This window comes from Chryseobacterium lactis (assembly GCF_003815875.1).
GTDB classification, from domain to species: Bacteria; Bacteroidota; Bacteroidia; order Flavobacteriales; family Weeksellaceae; genus Chryseobacterium; species Chryseobacterium lactis.
In genome coordinates this window covers 2,213,228-2,230,472 of the sequence record NZ_CP033924.1, presented here as the reverse complement: position 1 = coordinate 2,230,472, position 17,245 = coordinate 2,213,228, and the positions used below count along the sequence as shown (strand labels likewise).

Below are 17,245 nucleotides of genomic sequence, written 5' to 3'. Positions count from 1 at the left end.
ACTTTTGATAAAACCTTTGAATAATGTTTACAATAAGACCAAAATATAAAAATAAAGTAGTCGGCTTTAATGGGTCGGCTGCTCCCCTTGGGGAAAGAGATGATTTTGCAGTTTTAGCGGAAATTGCTGTTAATAGTCAAGATCCTTCACTTTTGATTCTTTTTAATAAAACACCAACAGCCGAGGATGTTAAGAAATTTAAGACTCAAAAATTCATGAAAGAAGAAAAAGAAGGTGATAAGAATGAATAATTCTGTAAAAAATAAAAATACAGTAGTATCAAATGTTGCCACAATTGATGCTAAAAATCCAATTCCCTTTGAACCTTCAGGGGAATCAACTGCATTTCATCTTACAAGAAGAGTCAAGAGATATCTTCCGTTCTTAGAGCCGAAAGACAATTTTTTTCAATTGCTTTTGGAGGCAAAACTTCTTTCCCCAACTAATAATTCATGCGTAAACTCAAAAACTAACTTTTGTATTGGAAAAGGTTCATTCATTAAAGATGGATCCGAAAACAAAGAATTTGATAAGTTCAAAAAACGTGTCAATAAAAAAGGGCAAAACTTTGATAAACTGATAAAATCAGTTTTCAATAATCATTTTACTGTTGGTAACAATTTTGTGGAGATTATCCGGGGAGAAGTCGGAAATAAAAAGTTCATGTGGATTGTAAACCGTCCATATCTTGACTGTAGGTTGTCAACCCCAAATGATGATGATATATGCGAAACCGTTTTTATTTCTAAAGAATTCAGGAGAAAAACCGCCTGGACTTTAGTTGAAGACAAAGCTGTTGAACTTCCAATTTATTGTGGAGATCTGGACGATCTAAAGTGGTATAAAAGTGAATCAGGTACTGAACACTGTGTGATTCATGTGAAGAATGATTTGCCTGGATATGAGTATTACGGAATGCCAGACAATATTGCATCACTACCCTATCAAGTTTTAGAATATAAAAATGTAAGATATAATCTTGATATAATTGATAACAATCTTGTTGTTGGAGGGGTTATATTCTTAGAAGGAAATGTAACGCAGGATGAAGGTAAAAAAATCGGACAAGACATCGTTTATTCTCATACTGGAGATGGAAAAAGAGGACGTTGGACCGTTGTCACAGGTGGCAAAGGAATTACAAATTCTGCTCTTCAGCAATTCGATGCAAAAACAGATGGGTCATTTCTTGACTTAGATGAAAGTGTTGAAAGCAAAATTGTTGATTCCAATAATTGGGATACTGCTCTTTATGGTCAACAAAAAACATCTGGAATTGGAAATGGTGGTTTTGCCTATCTATCTGCAGTCTTTGAGACAAAAAATAAAACTGTTATTGAGCCAATACAAGAATTAATTATTCAGGATCTTATTCAGCCTTTTTTTGCAATTTACGATGATTGGATGGGAACAAAATTCAGCGATCTTGAACTTGGTTTCAAAACGGTTTCGCCAGCATCATTCATAGGTGAAATTGATGTTAATTCATGTCTGACAAAAGATGAAGGCCGTGAAATTCTTGGTAAACCTATCATGGAAGATAAAGCAAAGGGATCTGAATTCATTTCAACAGCAAAAAATAAAAAAGATGTACAGGCTCAATAATCTGAAAAGAAATGTTCTTATCACTCCAGATGAAGTGATTTTTCATGCTGCAACAGATCAACAGATTGCTGAGAGGCAGATCTTGCAAAATATAATTGTTGCTGAAGAACGTTGGATTGCCAACGCAATTTGTGATAAGTTCTATGAAGATTTTATTTCAAAAAAAAATGTAACCGTTACCCAAGAGAATAAAGCAGATCTGTTGCAGAAAATTAACACGTCTTTTGAACTTGATGGGCTGAATCCAATAAAAGATTCTGATCTGAAAATTGGAATGATCATCAATGCAATTGAGTTTGTTGATAATCTGTGGTATGTAAAATTGTGGGAAAGATTCCTTTGGAAACTTAGTGCAGAATGCGTTGATATGACTTCTATTGTTCCAAGTTGGTTAAGGCATACTTCAATAGGGCAACAGATGAATAATCCAAACGCAATTGGTGGTAATGGAGCATCTTCTGCCTCTGGAGGAGTAAAAGAAATAAACTTTAAACAAGCCTCATCAATTCAGGATCGCATTGATCCTTTGATTGAACGAATGCACTTATGGATATGCCAGAACAAAGAAAATTTTCCACTTTACTGTAAAGATTGTGGAGGATGTGGATGTGATGGTGAACTAACGGGAGTAGATGGAGTTTCCCATATAAGAAAAACGAATTTCATAACTAATATATACGAAGACTAATGAGTTCACAAGATTTAACTAACATCAGCATCCTTATAAAAAATGAAGTTGCTGAAGAAGGTAATACTAAACAAAGAATTGCAGGTGCTTTTGACATAGTTAATAAAGATAAGGCTGATTTGATAAACGGTCAGATCCCCTACACTCAACTGCCTCCTATGTTTTCAAGCATGTATAAAGGATACTTGAAAATTAATACAACAGCACCAAATGCGACTGGTTTATATCGGCTATTAGAAGTCGGTACATACAATAAATTAACTCCTGCCGTTGATGAAAACGGGAACTCTATAACAATAATTACCATAGATAGTGAAATTAATGAAGCATATTATGATGGTTCGGTTTGGAAGAAAGTTGAAACAAAACTTCCAAAATTAGGTGTTGCTAATGAGTTTGATCCAAATGATGATGAAAATGCACAAGCAGGAAAACAGATTACAGGATATGTTAATTTTTCGCTGAGAATTCTTACTTACACTGTGAATTTAGAGAAAGATAATTTTGTAAAGTATTCTCAATTATCAAGTACTGCAACCTTTTCTGAAGGACCAAATAGTGTTTTTGGAAAAGTTTCTATGTATAAATTGACAGGTGGTGATGTTTTATTTGGCTCCAATTTTTCAGCACTAGAAGGCTCAGATACATATGACTCTACCAAAACAAATGTGATCACATTTTGGAAAGAATACAATAAAGTAAGATATTTTGTTGAGACATTTCCTTTGGAACCAATAATTCCAGATTATGTTTCATATTACAATTTTTCAGGAAAATCTCCAAATACATTACTTACAAACATAGCTGCAGAAAGTGGAAGCTCTTTTATAGGAAATACAGGCAGATTTAAGATTAATACATCAAGCACCATGCTTACGGCTACAACAACGGCTACCGGGCTTTCAGATTCTATAGCAATCAATAAAGGAAATCTTGTTAATTACAAAGTCACGATTACAATGGCTTTTACTACATCGTTCCAGTTTGCAATTAATCGTACATCTGCTACTGATTATGCAGAGTACATAGATATTTTGCGAAACAGCCCGGCATTTCCCACGTCAACAATAAAACAAAAAACAACGGCAAATCCTTCAGGTGTCAGCTTAGGAACTACCACAGCAATTCCCGCCTCTGCGCCCAGCGGATACCCTGTAGAGATATTAGTTAATGGAAACACAGCTCATCTTACGATAAACAATCAATTTGTTTGCGACATTCCAGTTTCTGGAACAGGGAATTACTTTTCAATGATTTTCGTCGGAATTGATGATTTCATGATTGATTATAAATTAGAAGCTCTTTAAAAGATGAGTAATTATATAATTACGATAAAGAAAAAGGCCGCAAAAAAAGTAATGCGAAATATCTCCTTAAGTGACATACTTCCACCGGGCTTTCAAGAAAGTGTTTTGACTCTCGAAGCACAGATAATCAGAGATGATGCATATAGCATTATTCAAAGTGCTTTGTTGGGTGGATACGTGAATTTGCTTTGGGATAAAGCTGTCTCATTATCTAATACATTGCTAATTGAAAGCAATACCAATATTACAGCAATTAGCGGTAAGGGTGCTGTACTGAAAAATTCAGTTAACAAGCCAATGATGCGTAATAGAACGTTGAGATTTTCAGATAACAATTCTATAATTGATAGAAATATAGTTATTGATGGCGGAATCTGGAATGGTAACTCAGCAGGCCAGACGGTTAAGGGAACATCACAGTTCGGTTTTGCTAATCTGTTTTCGTGGTACGGGGTAGAGAATTTGACTTTGAAAAATCACAAAATGTATACTCCTAAAGTATACGCACAGCATGCAATTAATGTGGTCAATGGTCATATATCTGATTTTGTTGTGGATGTTGGAACTAATCCGGCAATAAATATGGACGGCGTTCACTGGGATGGATGGTGCAAAAACTGTTCAATAAAAGATGGTAATATACGAAGCTATGATGATGGAATTGGAATTAATGCGGATGATTTACTTAATGTTTCAACCTCCGAAGCTAAAGGTTTTTTTCCTGTTTCAGCCAATGGACCTGTTGAAAATATTGTCATTGAAAATATTGTTTTCAATGATTCTTTATTTGGAATTAGATTGCTTTCCGGACAGAGTAAAATAAGTAATATTATTATTAAAAACATCAGTGGTATAACAAAAAATTATTCAATAATAGTAGATAATTACTGGCAAAATCCGAATGGCTTAGATAAGCCAGGAAAAGGGAATATTGAAAATATTACAGTTGAAAGTGTTACAACTACAGTTCCTTCCTCATCAGTTGCATTTCCGATTAATCGTGCGAAAATAGTATTGTCATGTTCTATTAAAGATTTAACAATGACAGGAGTAACGCCAACTGGAACAAACTTGCCAATATTAGAAAAACTTTCACAATCATCTGATGGACAATACACCTACTCATATGATAATGTAAAATTAAATGGGAATCCAGTATAAAAGACTTTATTAACAATATAAATAAAATTATGATAGAGATTATAGGTTTTGATGATCAGGCATATAAGATCATTATTGCAAAACTTTTCATGGTATGTGGCGCCTGGATCTGCGTTTTAATTGCAATATTGATTGATTTGTATTTTGGAATCCAAAAGTCAAAATCAATAGGTGAACATACCTCTTCAGAGGGATTTAGAAGGAGTATACAGAAATTCGCTTTTTATTACTCAATGATGTTTTTTGCTTTGATTTTTGACACTCTATTTCTACCCGTCTCAATATCATTGAACATTGCTTATATCCTTAAAGTAGCACCATTATTTTCCATCCTTTGTGCTGCGGGATTAGTATTAACAGAGGCAAAGTCTGTCCGGGAAAAAGCAGATCAAAAATTAAGACGAAAAACAGACCGGTCAAATAGAGAGATTGCTTCAGGTCTTTTTGATCTGTTGAAAAATAAAGATTCGATTATTGACCTAATTAATACCGTTAAAAAAGATGAGAGCAACAATACTAGCACTGATTAGCCTTTTTGTATTAGGGTGCGGTTCCAGGACCAAAAACTTAACAAAAACAGAAGATCATACCAGATTTGAAAACAATTCAAATTTAAATGAAAGTACCTCTCTAACAAATAGTACCTCATCAGTTGCTGATGTTAGAAATTTTTTGATCAATAATGGATTGAAAATAAAATCAACCGGCCAAAATTATGAATTGAGATATGGTGATCTTGTATTTTCCGGATCCGCAGATTTGGAGTTTACTGAAAAGAAAGAAGAAACTATTATACATCATGTATATAAGATACACACAACATACATAAAGGATATTAAGTATCAAACTAAAACCTTCTTCAAAACCGATAAGACATCCAAAAACCTTAATGTCAAGAGAACTGGAGTTTCATTTGGCTCCATGGTATGGATTGTTATTTTTTCTCTTATATCCGGTGTTATTTTATGGGAATTAGCAAAACGAATAATTTTTAGAAAATGAGAAATATAAATTACTTGGTTGTTCACTGTACAGCAACACAACCAAATACGAAAATTTCCAGTATTCAAAATTACTGGAGAAATGAACTTAAATGGAAGTCTCCCGGCTATCATTATATCATAGAAGCAAACGGGAATGTAGTGAATCTACTTCCTATTGATAAAGTTTCAAATGGTGTTGCTGGTCATAATTCTGAAATAATCAATATATCATATGTAGGAGGTATTGATTTTAAGGGGAATCCAAAAGATACCAGAACTGAAGCGCAAAAAGAAGCTCTTCTGATCCTGCTTAAACAGCTAAAGAAACAGTTTCCTTCAGCAAAAATACAAGGGCACAGAGATTTCAAAGGAGTCAAAAAAGCCTGTCCTTCGTTTGATGCTAAAGCAGAGTATCAAAATATTGTTTAACTTAAAAAAATGAGATGTTTTTTATCTGTCCCGGACGAGTTTCCGGGATTTTTTATTGTAAAGCAAAATGGAATCAATATTTTTTTTAATTAAATCATAATATTGTAGAGTTCCATAATTTGTAAAATGATTTGAATCGTAGATATATGGAGTATAATCAACATTTAATTCTTTAATCGGATAATTAAGAATGTCGATGTATTTATTCCCTAAGTACTTTTTAAGGTCTGCATTTATTTTTAAATCAGTATTTATTAGTACTTTATTATATTTATAGTTTATACCATATTGGTCCCTCATGATTAATGTTGTAGGATAGTCAACAAAAAATCTTTTGCTTTGGCCAATATATAGAGTTGGTACAAAATACATTTTAAAATATTCTTCTATCTCCTTTATTTCTTTATTTGAATCACGATCTAATGGATAACCACTAAAAAAAGAAGAGACAATTATTAGGTCAATATTTTTATGATTCCGTGGAAAATACTCATCATAAAAGTAATTGAAAAGTCTTTTGGGGTTTTTGAAGATGGACTTAGAATTTTTAATTGGAAAAGTGGCATCTCCGGTGAACTGTATTAAATTAAAGTTTTGTTCTTTCGATATTAAATTAAGTGTTTTAGAGAAAGCTCCAGCATGACTATCTCCCAATAAAATGATGTTTCTCTTATTATTTTCCGGCAATTGTATATCAAAACTTTCATATTTCATTTCGTCACTCATATGATGTTTATTAATGCTGAATTGTGTCTTAACATCATCAGTGTCTTTGTATTTTGAGTTATAATAAATCAACTTAGATAATTTATCATTAAATAAATACTGTAATGGTATTTTCGAAGCAATAAAACTAATACAAAACAAAATAAATGTAAAGGACAAAATGTACTTTAATTTATCATTGTATGTTCTTTTTTCAATATAATAGTATGAAATAGTTGCAATGATTACAGATATAACCATAAACAAAATATTGTATTTAATTCGTTCGTTGACGTCAAAAAAAATTAGTAAAACATAAAATGGCCAGTGCCACAAGTACAATGAATAGGATATGTCGCCAAAAAATTTAACAATTCGATTATTAAAAAAAGGCGTTTCTATATTAAAAATTAGAATTACTGTAGTGAATAAAACCGGTAATAATGTTAAATAAGAGGGCCAAGCAAATTTATCATGATCAATAAAATAAACTAAAAATAAAAGAATACCAATACAAGAATAAACAATTTTAGATCTTATACTTTTATCTACTTTGTTATTTTTAATTAAAAACGCTAATCCGCCGATCATCATCTCCCAGGCTCTTGTGTATGGAAGAAAAAAAGAAAATGAATTATCTGTTTTATTGTGAAATAACATGAGTAAAAAAGATACTATTATCAATCCAAAGAAAAACACGTTAAATCTATTTCTTTTAGATTGATAAATTGGCTTTAAGGTCATTAGTAATAATGGGTAAACCATGTAAAATTGCCATTCTAAGCTAAGTGACCATGTATGTAAAAAGAAATTGAATTTTGAAAATTGATCAAAGTAACCAGTGTTAATATAATAAAAGATGTTTGAAAAAAATAACGAGCTGCTGTAAGCATTTTTTAAAGTGTATATGAATTGTGTGGGAACTAAAATGTATACAACAATACAGATCGTTGTGATCATTAATAACATCGCTGGAAATATTCTCTCAACCCTTTTTTTGTAAAAATTCAGTAGTTTAAAATTATCATTATCAAAACCTGATAAAATAATTCTAGTCATTAAATACCCGGAAATCACAAAGAAAATATCAACCCCTATAAATCCACCCTTGAAAAAGCCATAGCCAAAATGATAAAAAAGTACAGATAAAACAGAAAATGCACGCAGGAAAGAAATGTCGTTTCTAAATTTCATGGCTTTTAATAAATTTTTATCATGTGTATTGGCAAATATAGCATATTTAGGTTAATTTCTGTATGATTTTAAAACCATAGAAAAATTAACTTATTTCCAACATGTTAGGGAACAGAATGCTTCAACTCATTATAAAAAGGACAAAAATTAAATTTGTTACAAATTATATCAATTTTTATTTTTACAATGTTTGAAATTGTATCAATTTTGCTGCATGGAAATTAAAGGTGAAGTTATTAGTATCAATTCTGATAGAATGAGAATTCGTTTAGAAGGCAAAAGAAAATCAGAGATAGATGTTTTCCTTTCCCCCAATAGATTCAAACTACTTCATTGGCATGTGGTGGTGGTAAGATCTATTGTGCATTTTAAAATTGAAATCGAAACACAAGAAATTAATGAGATTAAGCTCGCTAAGTTGTGGCTTGATTACATAATTTTCCCCACTTCAATTAAGCCCAAACCTGAATCAAAAAGACACAAGGATGACGAGCGTCCCGGAATCGGCTGGGCTCAAAGTATTATTAACAGCAAGAAATAGATAGTTGGAATTTGGTTAGAATTAAAATAAATTTCACAAAACACTTTTAAATTAAGAAATTATTAATTCCTTCAAATCTTTATTCTTCCTATTCATTCTACCAGTTGCATATATTCCTGTTGTCTCATCTTTGGCATGATTTGCCATTCTTTTTGCCGGTGCTTCCACCTCTTTAAGTATATTATTGCTCATTTCATCAAGTATGTCAAGGAATAAATGTTTGTGAGTATAAAAATCAGCTGTTACTTTCAAAATATTTCCTTCATCATCCTTTATGTCATCTGAATCTTTTACATGTCTTTTCCATCGTCTGGAAATTTGTTTTGCGTTTATTGGTTTTTCTCCTGGAACCAATCCTGCAGAAAACAGATAATCCTCTTCATCTTGACATAGTGATAAGATTTCCTTCCAATAAGGAATGGCAGCCCTTAAAATTATCTTTTTTTCCCAGGTATATTGTTTTCCCTTTTTAATCAAAACCTTATATTCTTGATTATTCAAATCAACATGTTTCTTTTGTATTTGCATAAATTCAGTTGAGCGGCCTGCAGCATAAAAGAAAATTTTCCCATACCTGAAAAATGTGTAACATTTTGTTTGAAGATATTTATGGACACAGATCATATCCTGTTTGGTTAACACCTCCCTGATCTTTATCTCCTCTACTCTTTTTTCAACGTCATTTACCGGGTTTTCTTTGCCTGTACAGCCATATTGTTTAAGTTCTTTAAAAAGTGATTGCAAGTGGCTCCGTGAATGATTAAAAACACTATCAGTTAAATTTAAATAATCAAGGATAGTTTTAATGTGCCAAGTTTCCACATCACTTATTAATAGTTTCATGAATCCAACTTCAATAAGAATGTCATCTATATCATTAATAAGCCTTAAAACATCATTTGAATAGCCGATGGACCATCTTATAGATTTGTTTTTATGAGCTATTTTAAGCGCTTCAATCATTGGTAATTTTGGATGTAGCTTAAGAAGTTTTGAAGTCATGTATTTATGAGTAATAGGATTATAGTTCCTATTATCTAACATGTCTTCCATGATGTCTTTCTGAAGTTCTGCTTCTTCTTTCAAGAAGGAAAGATCATCACTTGAAAATTTCTTCACAAATTGAAATCCATTTGGATATCTATCAACTTGTGTAGGGTCATGAAATATACACTTCACTCTCCATTGTCGAGGAAATTTTGATTTGTTTGTGAATTTTTTATAGCCCGCTGGACTAATAAAAACACCGGTTCTTGAACAACCGTTTAAAAGATTTTTTTTCATGATGTATAAAAGTTACCCGAAAAGTTACCTTTCAGACTTTTTATACTCATGTTAAAGCTGTATAAAACACAGGAAGCCTAATGTGGCAACGGCTTCCCATGTAGTGGTCCCACCTGGGCTCGAACCAGGGACCACCTGATTATGAGACGAAAAAAGTTACTTTACATTTTATTTCATTCTTTTTCATTGTTCTGATTTTCAACAAAATAAAGATTTTTTATTTTTCATTTCTTTATAATATCTTGTATTATTCTGATAAAATGTTTCACCTATGTTTCACCCAGATATTTTTTAGTCAATTTGCAGAAACTGCAAGAACTGCAACTGTTACAACAGTCCTTCATCATTAAAACTTGTATAACTTTCTTTTGTGATAATAATACTGTCAAGGAGGGAAATGTCAAGTAATTTACAAGCTGTCTTAAGCTTCTTTACTATTGAAAGGTCAGCACTACTTGGGTTAAGATTGCCACTTGGATGGTTATGAACTAATATAAGCCCTGTAGCTAGGCATTTTAAAGCTACAGATAAAATCAATCTGATATCTACTAAACTTGCTGTAATTCCACCTTTAGACAAGTTGTAGACTCCAATCACTGCATTTGATGAATTTACAAGAAGAACTTTTACTTCTTCCTGCATTTCTATTCTCCCTTCATCCCACACTGTCCTTAGAATTGCTATTACATCACTGCTCGTAGTAAGAGTAGCTTCATACATTTTACAAGGATGATATATTACCTGTATCTCTGATACTTTTGTTTCTGTATTCATTTTTAATTTTTTTGAAGTATGTGTGGGGGGCACACAGCTTGTATTATGCTTTTTTAACTCCAAAATCGTAAAACCTGTTTAAAACCTCTTTCTGATACATCAGAATAGTCAAGTTATCCTCTTGCTGATAATAAAGTTTCAGAGTTACAGAACTGGGAAAAGAGACTGTAAATTCTTCTAATTTATTTTTAAGACTCTCAACCTTGTTTTCTTTATACTTTAGTTCTACTCTCATGAGCCTGTCAGCATTGAAGTACAATAATACCTGTTTTACCTTTGAACCCAGTATTTCGTTTATTTCTCCAAAGTACTCATAAGAGACGAGAGATAAATTGTTTTCTATGAACTCATAAGGAGGTACAGATATGATTTCAAACTCAAAATCTTGGTGTTCATCATCCAATCTGAATTTTAAGTGCTCATATATGTCATTTATCATTTTAATTGTTAATTGTTAAAAGCCACCTCTAATCCAGATGGCTGTATTATTGCTTACAAGGGCATATTCTGCTGATTATATTCTTCAAGAATTGTCTTGAACTTCACATCTTCTACGCATCCATTTTTGATTTTAATTGAGAAATAACCATCAACTTTGGTATTACCTGGAATTAGATAACCTGGAGCTAATATTTCACAGTTTATCCAATCATGAAAGACCTTATTATCATCTTCAAGAATCTGGTTTACATAAGATTTCTCATAAGTTTTATCATGCTTACTGTATATCTCACAGATATACAGCTTACCATTATTAAGTTGCCAGGCTATTACACAATTACTCAAAAAAAATGTAGAAGTTGTAACTATGATGAACATACCCTGTTTAAGACCTTTATCAATGTCAATATTACTTGGAACTGTGTAATAGTGAATAACCTCTAACACCATTACTTCTGGTCTGCAATGCTAGTTGAATCTACGTTCTTATTGATTGGACTATCTTCTTTATCATCAGTAAATGCAATGTAGAGTTTGTTCTGTCTCTTGTTGTAATATCCTAGAATATTACTTTTAGGAGTTATTTCTTTGTAGTCTTCTGGTAGAACTATCTGTACAGGATAGTTGACAAGGTTATATCCTTCGATATTTGATTCTTGGTAGAATTTAATTCCAAAGACTGCTAACAGTATTCCCAGTACAAATGTGATTGTGATTAGTAGTGATTTTAGTTTCATGTTAAACAAGATTATTTTTCATTTTGAATATTCGAAAAATTGACTTTTACAGCTAAGTTGTACAATGTTTAATTATAGTTGGTTAACCTTGCCCATTCTGAGGTGAAATATTTTGTAATTGTGTAGTTATTTTTGGAGGTATAGGTAATTTCTACTACAACTATTGGCTCTTTACTATCTTCTTTGTAGCAAAATTTAAATATCCTTTTAACAGGGTTATTAAGAAGATTTGATGGTATATATTCTTTTATATATAGACCTTGCTCAATATAAGTTCTGTCTAATTTTGCAGGATACTCAGCAAAATTATTATCCAAGACTTTTAAAACCTCTTGCTTTTCTTCCCAAAATACAAACATATTTACTTCTTTTTGGATGGGTGAGTTTTCTTTTTTTGTGTAAAAACATACAATTCCTCCTGAATTAACAAACTTATTAAACACCTCTTCTGAGGATTGTGAATAACCAATAGTGAAGAAAAATAGAATAAATAACAAATAGATTTTTTTCATTTCTATAAAAATTTAGATTTAACAAATATATTAAATTATCAAAAATGATAATGAAAATATTATCATTTTTGACCACTTTTGAAGTCAGTAATTTTTATTAATGGAGAAAATAAACTTTCAAATAGCTTTAGGTAAAAGGATAAGACAGCTAAGAGAAGAGAAAAATATGTCTCAGGCTGAACTAGCTTTACTATGCAATTTTGAGAAGTCTAATATGAACAGGATTGAAACAGGTAAAACCTGTCCAAGTAGTTTTACTTTATACAAGATTTCTATCAGCCTAGAGGTGAAACTCTCTGAAATCACAAATGTGATAGAATAATTCCCATCTTTAACCTTATCTCTCTACAGCAAACCAAAAGTTAGTGTAATCTTCCAATAAGAGGTTACCTGGATTCTTCTTATAGTATGCTCAATGAGTTTGGTATAAATGGAAACTTCAGCTATTTAATAAAATCTTACCCAGTCATTAATTACTTTTAAAGTCAAAGTTACCTGGGCAGATGTAAAGGTAAACATCAGTAAACAGGAAAAAATAGAGTAAAAGAAAAGGACAAAATTTACTCCCTTTCTTTATAGGTTCCAGGTAAATTTTGTCCTAAATAAGTCCCACTTTTTGTTTTTGTATACATACATTTTACAAAAATTAGGACTTATTGGATTTTTACTGGATAGTACTCACAAGGTTACCTGGAGCTGTGTAATTCTCTAAATAGTTATTGTGTGCTAGTTGTGAACTTTCATCAGGTGTGTACTCATACCTGTGATTCAGGGTGATAAGTTCTCCAGTCTCTTTGATAGTATACTGATAAGGTTCACATTCAATCTTGATAATATCACCTTTCATCATAGTACCTCGAAGACTTCTACATACAGCTTCATCAAATGTTGCAGGTATATAGCATTTCTTTGCTGTTGCATAATACTGACCTGTGGTCTGACTTTGTATAAGTTCAATACCACTGTTAATTTCAAGGACACAAAAGGCTGTGCCATCTTCTCTTTTTCTTTTGGTGTAATTCGTAATCGTTACCATAGTCTTTTTGATTTTGAGTTAATTGTTAATTATTGAAACAAGACACAAACCTTTACACCACCACTATTAACTGGGTTTAAAGGCTTAATGTATGTTATTTCCCCACAAGTGAGGGTTATTCAGGAGTGTTGCATTGTAAAAGAAAGATTGATACTCTACTTTAACTGCTCCAGGTTCAGTGTTGAGGTGAGATGAATAGAAATCAGTATAGGCAGGTGCAGTGAAAGTACATTCACAAGGTGATCCAGTGCTGTCACAAGTAAAGAACTAAAATTGAAGTTGCAATTGTTCACATATCTAATATAGACCTGTGAAAATTGCAAGTTCTTGTAAAGTGGGGAGGGGGATTTCCCAAATTAAAAGCCAAGTGGGGGATTATGCTAGTGCATTTGCTCTTGAATATTTTTTAGTAATAAAAATTTTTCATGATTTATAAAGTGCTATATTTGAGATGCTTCAGATTAAGCATAAAAAACATTAACCAATAAAAACAATTATTATGACATTTGACGAGTTATTAGAAACTTTTATCAATTCTGACAAGGAAGAATGGAACACAATGAGTTCGTGGGGATATGGGAGTGGTCCATCTTACAGAGACCAATTCAGTTTTTCAGAAGTATATCAAGGAGAGAACTATGTGCTAGAACATAAAGAGCATAGTAGTATGGCTTCATATATGCCAAATTTGTCGATAACTATAGCTTGGGGTATACAGGTGGGAGATAAAAATGAAGGTGTTGATAGACCTTGGGCTACAAATAATCCAGACCCAAGCCCAGGCAGGTCAAGCTATTTGGATTTTTTCTATAATAACGCCCTTGTTTTCAGAGTTGCTTATTGTATAGTGGATGGTGGCAGATGTGAAATACCATTCCCAGATTATGATGAGCATGGGAATGTTTCAGTTCCTAGACAATATCATGACTTAATAAAAAAATTCAGTGAAATAGTGAACAGGTCATTTATTTTTGATGGTTATTTCGCAAGAACTGGAATAACCATCTCAGAGGAAGAATGGAAGTAATCTAGACACTAAAATAAGAAAGGACTTTTTTAATTTTGAGAAAGTCCTTTCTATTTTTTTGAGAAGTAAAACCTTAAACCTAACTGAAAAGTAAAAGTCTGCAAATTTAACTATTGATTTATCAAGGATTACTATTTTTTAATTTTTCTTGTTCCATAAATTTTGCAGTTTCTTCAACAGCAGATTCAGGAGAATAACCCTTACTTCTTGCTTCTGCATACACACAAGCTTCAAGTGCTTCGCTGATATCTTGACTAGGAGAATCTCTCTTAATTACTATTATATCCACAAATTTTTCTAAAAATACATCCCTGAAAATGTCCTCTTCTGAAAAACTTCCATATCCTTGAGTTTTTTTTCTTTCCATTACTTCAGCTGTTTTTTGCTGAAGAGAAATCTCTAATTCATTCATAATAAAATTTTAGCTTAAGATACAAGTAACTAATCACACCACAAAATGAGAGGTAGAAGAAATATTAATTAGTGTCTAAATAATTATGGCATTTTATGAGTTCTTATTTATTTTTAAAATGCAATTCACGTCTAAAATATGAGTTAATTGTCTATTAATAAATAAAGATTAGTAGTTCATAAGTTTAGTAGAATTTTATAATTTTAGTAAACCAACTTTTATTGGTTATATTTGTTAATATTATTTAAGATGAGTAAAAATTTTTCCATAGATGCTAGATTAATTTTACAATTAGGCAGAGATAGTATTAAAAACCATACTACAGCTTTAATAGAGTTAATAAAAAACTCTTATGATGCAGATGCAACCAAAGTAGAAGTCGAAATTAAGAAAGATTACATCAGAATAGCTGATAATGGATTTGGTATGTCTGAACAAGAAATTAATGACAACTGGTTGATAATTGGTTTTTCAGAAAAAAGAGCATCAAAACAAAGTGAGAAAGGTAGAAGAAAAACAGGTGAAAAAGGTATAGGTAGAATTGCGACTGACAGATTAGGTAAAATAGTCGAAATAAAAACTAAATCAAAAAAAGACAATATTCAAGGATTAAAAATTAATTGGGAGCAATTTGATGTTGAAAAAACACCTATTGAGAATATTGAAATTGAAGAAATTGACAACCCAATACTAACTGTTCCCAAAAGAGCAGATAAAGAAATATCAGGTACAGAAATAATAATTACAGAATTAAGAGAACAATGGGATTCTTCTTCAATAGAAGAGCTGTATGATGAACTATCGTATTTTGTTACTCCTCTTGAAAATAAAAAAATTGATTTTGAAATTGATTTAAAAAATGATTACGACCAAAGCTTTTCTAAAAAAGTATCTTCAACAATAAATAAATTTTCTGAAATAGATATAGACTGTGTTTATGATGGAAATAAATTACTTTTCACGATAAAAGATAAGTATTTTAAAAAGCCTACCACTAAAATTATGGAAATTAATGAAATTTTCCAATTAGTAAATTCTAATAGTGAAACAAAAACTATTGATTGTGGTCCATTTTTTCTAACAATTTCTTTATATATTCAGAAAAGTTCATTACTATCTGGTTCAGGTTTTAAACTGACAGATCTGAGAGATTTTTTAAATAATAATTCTGGGATAAAAATTTATAGAGATGATATTGTTGTAAAACCATATGGGTTTGTAAATAGTTCACTTGGATATGATTGGTTAGGATTAGCAGAAAGAAAAGCAAGAGATCCAGCAGGGGTTAGTAGAGACACATATAAAGTTTCACCTAATCAGTTAGTTGGTGGAATTTTTATAAAAAGAGATGAGAATGAAAATATTAAAGACAGTTCCAATAGAGAAGGTTTAGTTGAAAATGCAGCTTTTAAAGAACTACAAAATATTGTGTTAGGGACTGTAATATTATTAGAATCACATAGAGTAAATATTATAAATACTCAAAAAAAAGAATCAAAGAAAAATTCTACAACAAAAAATGAAAGTATTGAACATATCACAAAAGAATTAAAGCAAGTTAAATCTGAATTAAGAAATATTGAAAAAAAGGTTGTAAATCTTGATGAAACAAGTAAAACATCACTTACAAAATCTATAGAAACTTTAGATTCTGCAATAATAGAAACAGAAGAAACATTTGAAAAACTGTTTGATGAGAAAAGAGTGTTAAATGCTCTAGCTACATTAGGTATTTCTTCTGCTGTATTTGGGCATGAAACAGAAACTGCAGTTAGTAATTTCAAACTACATTTACGAAATGCAAAAGAATATTTTGATACAGATCCTGAAATTACTAAACAACAATTAGATAAGGCTTATGAACAATCAAAATTAATTTCTGGATGGGGAGAATTTGCTTTATCTCGAGTTGAAAGAGAGAAGAGAGGAAAAAGAAAAAGAAAAATCTCCAAAATTTTAAACGAATCTTTAGATTTGATAGAGCCAGCTTTAGAAGCAAAATCAATACAACTAATTAGAGAGTTTGAAGAATTATATGCTACAACTTACACTATGGATATAGAGTCTATAATTATTAATTTAGTTACCAACGCATATACATTTTGTGTAAATCAGGACGTAAAAAGAAAAATAAGAGTTAATTTAGAGAAAGTAGTATTTAATAAAATTGCTGGATATAGGATAACAGTAAGTGATACAGGAAAGGGAATACCTAAAGAATATGAAGGGAGAATTTTTGAGCCTTTATTTAGTACTAAAATATCAGGTGATAAGAAACACAATGGGACAGGACTTGGATTAACTATCGTAAAGTCAATAGTTGATGAAATGAAAGGAACCATAGAGGTTGGTAGAGATTCTAAACTAAAAGGAGCCCAGTTTAAAATTTGGTTGCCAATAGAAATTTAA

General features: G+C 31.3%; 21 protein-coding genes. 12 read left to right on the top strand and 9 right to left on the bottom strand.

Going from position 1 to position 17,245, the window contains the following annotated elements:
- Positions 1–23: 23 nt before the first annotated feature.
- From EG342_RS09680 to EG342_RS09645, 8 genes are read left to right on the top strand one after another with little or no spacing between them, the layout of a single operon-like run.
- The gene (locus EG342_RS09680) at positions 24–251 is read left to right on the top strand and encodes a hypothetical protein (RefSeq protein WP_103291521.1); all 228 of its coding nucleotides are present in this window, start codon (positions 24–26) and stop codon (positions 249–251) included.
- The gene (locus EG342_RS09675; protein WP_103291524.1) at positions 244–1,605 is read left to right on the top strand and encodes a hypothetical protein; all 1,362 of its coding nucleotides are present in this window, start codon (positions 244–246) and stop codon (positions 1,603–1,605) included. Before EG342_RS09680 ends, EG342_RS09675 begins: the two co-directional genes overlap by 8 nt.
- Positions 1,589–2,293, top strand: coding sequence for a hypothetical protein (locus EG342_RS09670; protein ID WP_103291527.1), 705 nt, complete (start codon positions 1,589–1,591; stop codon positions 2,291–2,293). Before EG342_RS09675 ends, EG342_RS09670 begins: the two co-directional genes overlap by 17 nt.
- A complete protein-coding gene (locus EG342_RS09665; RefSeq protein WP_103291530.1) occupies positions 2,293–3,600 on the top strand; it encodes a hypothetical protein in 1,308 nt (435 codons plus the stop codon). Before EG342_RS09670 ends, EG342_RS09665 begins: the two co-directional genes overlap by 1 nt.
- A 3-nt stretch (positions 3,601–3,603) precedes the next feature.
- Positions 3,604–4,761: a glycoside hydrolase family 28 protein gene (locus EG342_RS09660; protein WP_103291532.1), complete on the top strand. Its 1,158-nt coding sequence runs from the start codon at positions 3,604–3,606 to the stop codon at positions 4,759–4,761.
- A gap of 29 nt (positions 4,762–4,790) precedes the next feature.
- Positions 4,791–5,291 carry a phage holin family protein gene (locus EG342_RS09655; protein ID WP_103291534.1) on the top strand — a complete coding sequence of 167 codons (501 nt, stop codon included), beginning with the start codon at positions 4,791–4,793 and terminating at the stop codon, positions 5,289–5,291.
- Positions 5,263–5,763 carry a hypothetical protein gene (locus EG342_RS09650; protein ID WP_103291537.1) on the top strand — a complete coding sequence of 167 codons (501 nt, stop codon included), beginning with the start codon at positions 5,263–5,265 and terminating at the stop codon, positions 5,761–5,763. The genes EG342_RS09655 and EG342_RS09650 overlap by 29 nt, the downstream gene beginning before the upstream one ends.
- Positions 5,760–6,173, top strand: a complete 414-nt coding sequence (locus EG342_RS09645; protein WP_103291539.1) for an N-acetylmuramoyl-L-alanine amidase — start codon at positions 5,760–5,762, stop codon at positions 6,171–6,173. Before EG342_RS09650 ends, EG342_RS09645 begins: the two co-directional genes overlap by 4 nt.
- Positions 6,174–6,194: 21 nt before the next feature.
- Here EG342_RS09645 and EG342_RS09640 read toward each other — a convergent pair whose 3' ends face one another.
- Complete coding sequence (locus tag EG342_RS09640; RefSeq protein ID WP_103291542.1) at positions 6,195–8,072, bottom strand: acyltransferase family protein; 1,878 nt, start codon at positions 8,070–8,072, stop codon at positions 6,195–6,197.
- A 214-nt stretch (positions 8,073–8,286) separates the two neighbouring features.
- Here EG342_RS09640 and EG342_RS09635 point away from each other — a divergent pair, with 214 nt between their 5' ends.
- Positions 8,287–8,613: a hypothetical protein gene (locus EG342_RS09635; protein WP_103291545.1), complete on the top strand. Its 327-nt coding sequence runs from the start codon at positions 8,287–8,289 to the stop codon at positions 8,611–8,613.
- Between the two features lie 51 nt (positions 8,614–8,664).
- Here the strand turns inward: EG342_RS09635 and EG342_RS09630 are convergent, their stop codons facing one another.
- The 6 genes from EG342_RS09630 to EG342_RS09605 all read right to left on the bottom strand — a co-directional run bounded on the left by EG342_RS09630 (position 8,665) and on the right by EG342_RS09605 (position 12,361).
- On the bottom strand, positions 8,665–9,897 hold the full coding sequence (locus tag EG342_RS09630) for a tyrosine-type recombinase/integrase (protein ID WP_103291548.1): 1,233 nt from the start codon (positions 9,895–9,897) through the stop codon (positions 8,665–8,667).
- Between the two features lie 327 nt (positions 9,898–10,224).
- Positions 10,225–10,671: a JAB domain-containing protein gene (locus EG342_RS09625; protein ID WP_103291718.1), complete on the bottom strand. Its 447-nt coding sequence runs from the start codon at positions 10,669–10,671 to the stop codon at positions 10,225–10,227.
- Between the two features lie 43 nt (positions 10,672–10,714).
- On the bottom strand, positions 10,715–11,110 hold the full coding sequence (locus EG342_RS09620) for a hypothetical protein (protein ID WP_103291551.1): 396 nt from the start codon (positions 11,108–11,110) through the stop codon (positions 10,715–10,717).
- 53 nt (positions 11,111–11,163) lie between these two features.
- On the bottom strand, positions 11,164–11,562 hold the full coding sequence (locus EG342_RS09615) for a hypothetical protein (protein WP_103291554.1): 399 nt from the start codon (positions 11,560–11,562) through the stop codon (positions 11,164–11,166).
- A complete protein-coding gene (locus EG342_RS09610) occupies positions 11,562–11,849 on the bottom strand; it encodes a hypothetical protein (protein WP_103291557.1) in 288 nt (95 codons plus the stop codon). The genes EG342_RS09615 and EG342_RS09610 overlap by 1 nt, the downstream gene beginning before the upstream one ends.
- Before the next feature lie 68 nt (positions 11,850–11,917).
- Positions 11,918–12,361 carry a hypothetical protein gene (locus EG342_RS09605; RefSeq protein ID WP_103291559.1) on the bottom strand — a complete coding sequence of 148 codons (444 nt, stop codon included), beginning with the start codon at positions 12,359–12,361 and terminating at the stop codon, positions 11,918–11,920.
- Positions 12,362–12,461: 100 nt separating this feature from the next.
- Here EG342_RS09605 and EG342_RS09600 point away from each other — a divergent pair, with 100 nt between their 5' ends.
- Positions 12,462–12,683 (top strand): helix-turn-helix domain-containing protein, encoded by a 222-nt coding sequence (locus tag EG342_RS09600; protein ID WP_103291561.1) that lies wholly within the window; start codon positions 12,462–12,464, stop codon positions 12,681–12,683.
- A 342-nt stretch (positions 12,684–13,025) separates the two neighbouring features.
- On the opposite strand, the gene EG342_RS09595 is transcribed toward EG342_RS09600, so the two are convergent.
- Positions 13,026–13,397, bottom strand: a complete 372-nt coding sequence (locus EG342_RS09595) for a hypothetical protein (protein WP_103291565.1) — start codon at positions 13,395–13,397, stop codon at positions 13,026–13,028.
- A 499-nt stretch (positions 13,398–13,896) separates the two neighbouring features.
- On the opposite strand from EG342_RS09595, the gene EG342_RS09590 reads away from it, so the two are divergent.
- Positions 13,897–14,424, top strand: coding sequence for a hypothetical protein (locus tag EG342_RS09590; protein ID WP_103291567.1), 528 nt, complete (start codon positions 13,897–13,899; stop codon positions 14,422–14,424).
- A 121-nt stretch (positions 14,425–14,545) separates the two neighbouring features.
- On the opposite strand, the gene EG342_RS09585 is transcribed toward EG342_RS09590, so the two are convergent.
- Positions 14,546–14,836, bottom strand: a complete 291-nt coding sequence (locus EG342_RS09585; protein ID WP_103291570.1) for a hypothetical protein — start codon at positions 14,834–14,836, stop codon at positions 14,546–14,548.
- Between the two features lie 249 nt (positions 14,837–15,085).
- Here EG342_RS09585 and EG342_RS09580 point away from each other — a divergent pair, with 249 nt between their 5' ends.
- Positions 15,086–17,245 (top strand): sensor histidine kinase, encoded by a 2,160-nt coding sequence (locus tag EG342_RS09580; RefSeq protein WP_103291572.1) that lies wholly within the window; start codon positions 15,086–15,088, stop codon positions 17,243–17,245.

Bases quoted from the DNA above. Each gene is read 5' to 3' on its own strand.
- EG342_RS09680 (WP_103291521.1), top strand. From the start codon at position 24: ATGTTTACAATAAGACCAAAATATAAAAATAAAGTAGTCGGCTTTAAT.
- EG342_RS09675 (WP_103291524.1), top strand. From the start codon at position 244: ATGAATAATTCTGTAAAAAATAAAAATACAGTAGTATCAAATGTTGCC.
- EG342_RS09670 (WP_103291527.1), top strand. From the start codon at position 1,589: ATGTACAGGCTCAATAATCTGAAAAGAAATGTTCTTATCACTCCAGAT.
- EG342_RS09665 (WP_103291530.1), top strand. From the start codon at position 2,293: ATGAGTTCACAAGATTTAACTAACATCAGCATCCTTATAAAAAATGAA.
- EG342_RS09660 (WP_103291532.1), top strand. From the start codon at position 3,604: ATGAGTAATTATATAATTACGATAAAGAAAAAGGCCGCAAAAAAAGTA.
- EG342_RS09655 (WP_103291534.1), top strand. From the start codon at position 4,791: ATGATAGAGATTATAGGTTTTGATGATCAGGCATATAAGATCATTATT.
- EG342_RS09650 (WP_103291537.1), top strand. From the start codon at position 5,263: ATGAGAGCAACAATACTAGCACTGATTAGCCTTTTTGTATTAGGGTGC.
- EG342_RS09645 (WP_103291539.1), top strand. From the start codon at position 5,760: ATGAGAAATATAAATTACTTGGTTGTTCACTGTACAGCAACACAACCA.
- EG342_RS09640 (WP_103291542.1), bottom strand. From the start codon at position 8,072: ATGAAATTTAGAAACGACATTTCTTTCCTGCGTGCATTTTCTGTTTTA.
- EG342_RS09635 (WP_103291545.1), top strand. From the start codon at position 8,287: ATGGAAATTAAAGGTGAAGTTATTAGTATCAATTCTGATAGAATGAGA.
- EG342_RS09630 (WP_103291548.1), bottom strand. From the start codon at position 9,897: ATGAAAAAAAATCTTTTAAACGGTTGTTCAAGAACCGGTGTTTTTATT.
- EG342_RS09625 (WP_103291718.1), bottom strand. From the start codon at position 10,671: ATGAATACAGAAACAAAAGTATCAGAGATACAGGTAATATATCATCCT.
- EG342_RS09620 (WP_103291551.1), bottom strand. From the start codon at position 11,110: ATGATAAATGACATATATGAGCACTTAAAATTCAGATTGGATGATGAA.
- EG342_RS09615 (WP_103291554.1), bottom strand. From the start codon at position 11,562: ATGGTGTTAGAGGTTATTCACTATTACACAGTTCCAAGTAATATTGAC.
- EG342_RS09610 (WP_103291557.1), bottom strand. From the start codon at position 11,849: ATGAAACTAAAATCACTACTAATCACAATCACATTTGTACTGGGAATA.
- EG342_RS09605 (WP_103291559.1), bottom strand. From the start codon at position 12,361: ATGAAAAAAATCTATTTGTTATTTATTCTATTTTTCTTCACTATTGGT.
- EG342_RS09600 (WP_103291561.1), top strand. From the start codon at position 12,462: ATGGAGAAAATAAACTTTCAAATAGCTTTAGGTAAAAGGATAAGACAG.
- EG342_RS09595 (WP_103291565.1), bottom strand. From the start codon at position 13,397: ATGGTAACGATTACGAATTACACCAAAAGAAAAAGAGAAGATGGCACA.
- EG342_RS09590 (WP_103291567.1), top strand. From the start codon at position 13,897: ATGACATTTGACGAGTTATTAGAAACTTTTATCAATTCTGACAAGGAA.
- EG342_RS09585 (WP_103291570.1), bottom strand. From the start codon at position 14,836: ATGAATGAATTAGAGATTTCTCTTCAGCAAAAAACAGCTGAAGTAATG.
- EG342_RS09580 (WP_103291572.1), top strand. From the start codon at position 15,086: ATGAGTAAAAATTTTTCCATAGATGCTAGATTAATTTTACAATTAGGC.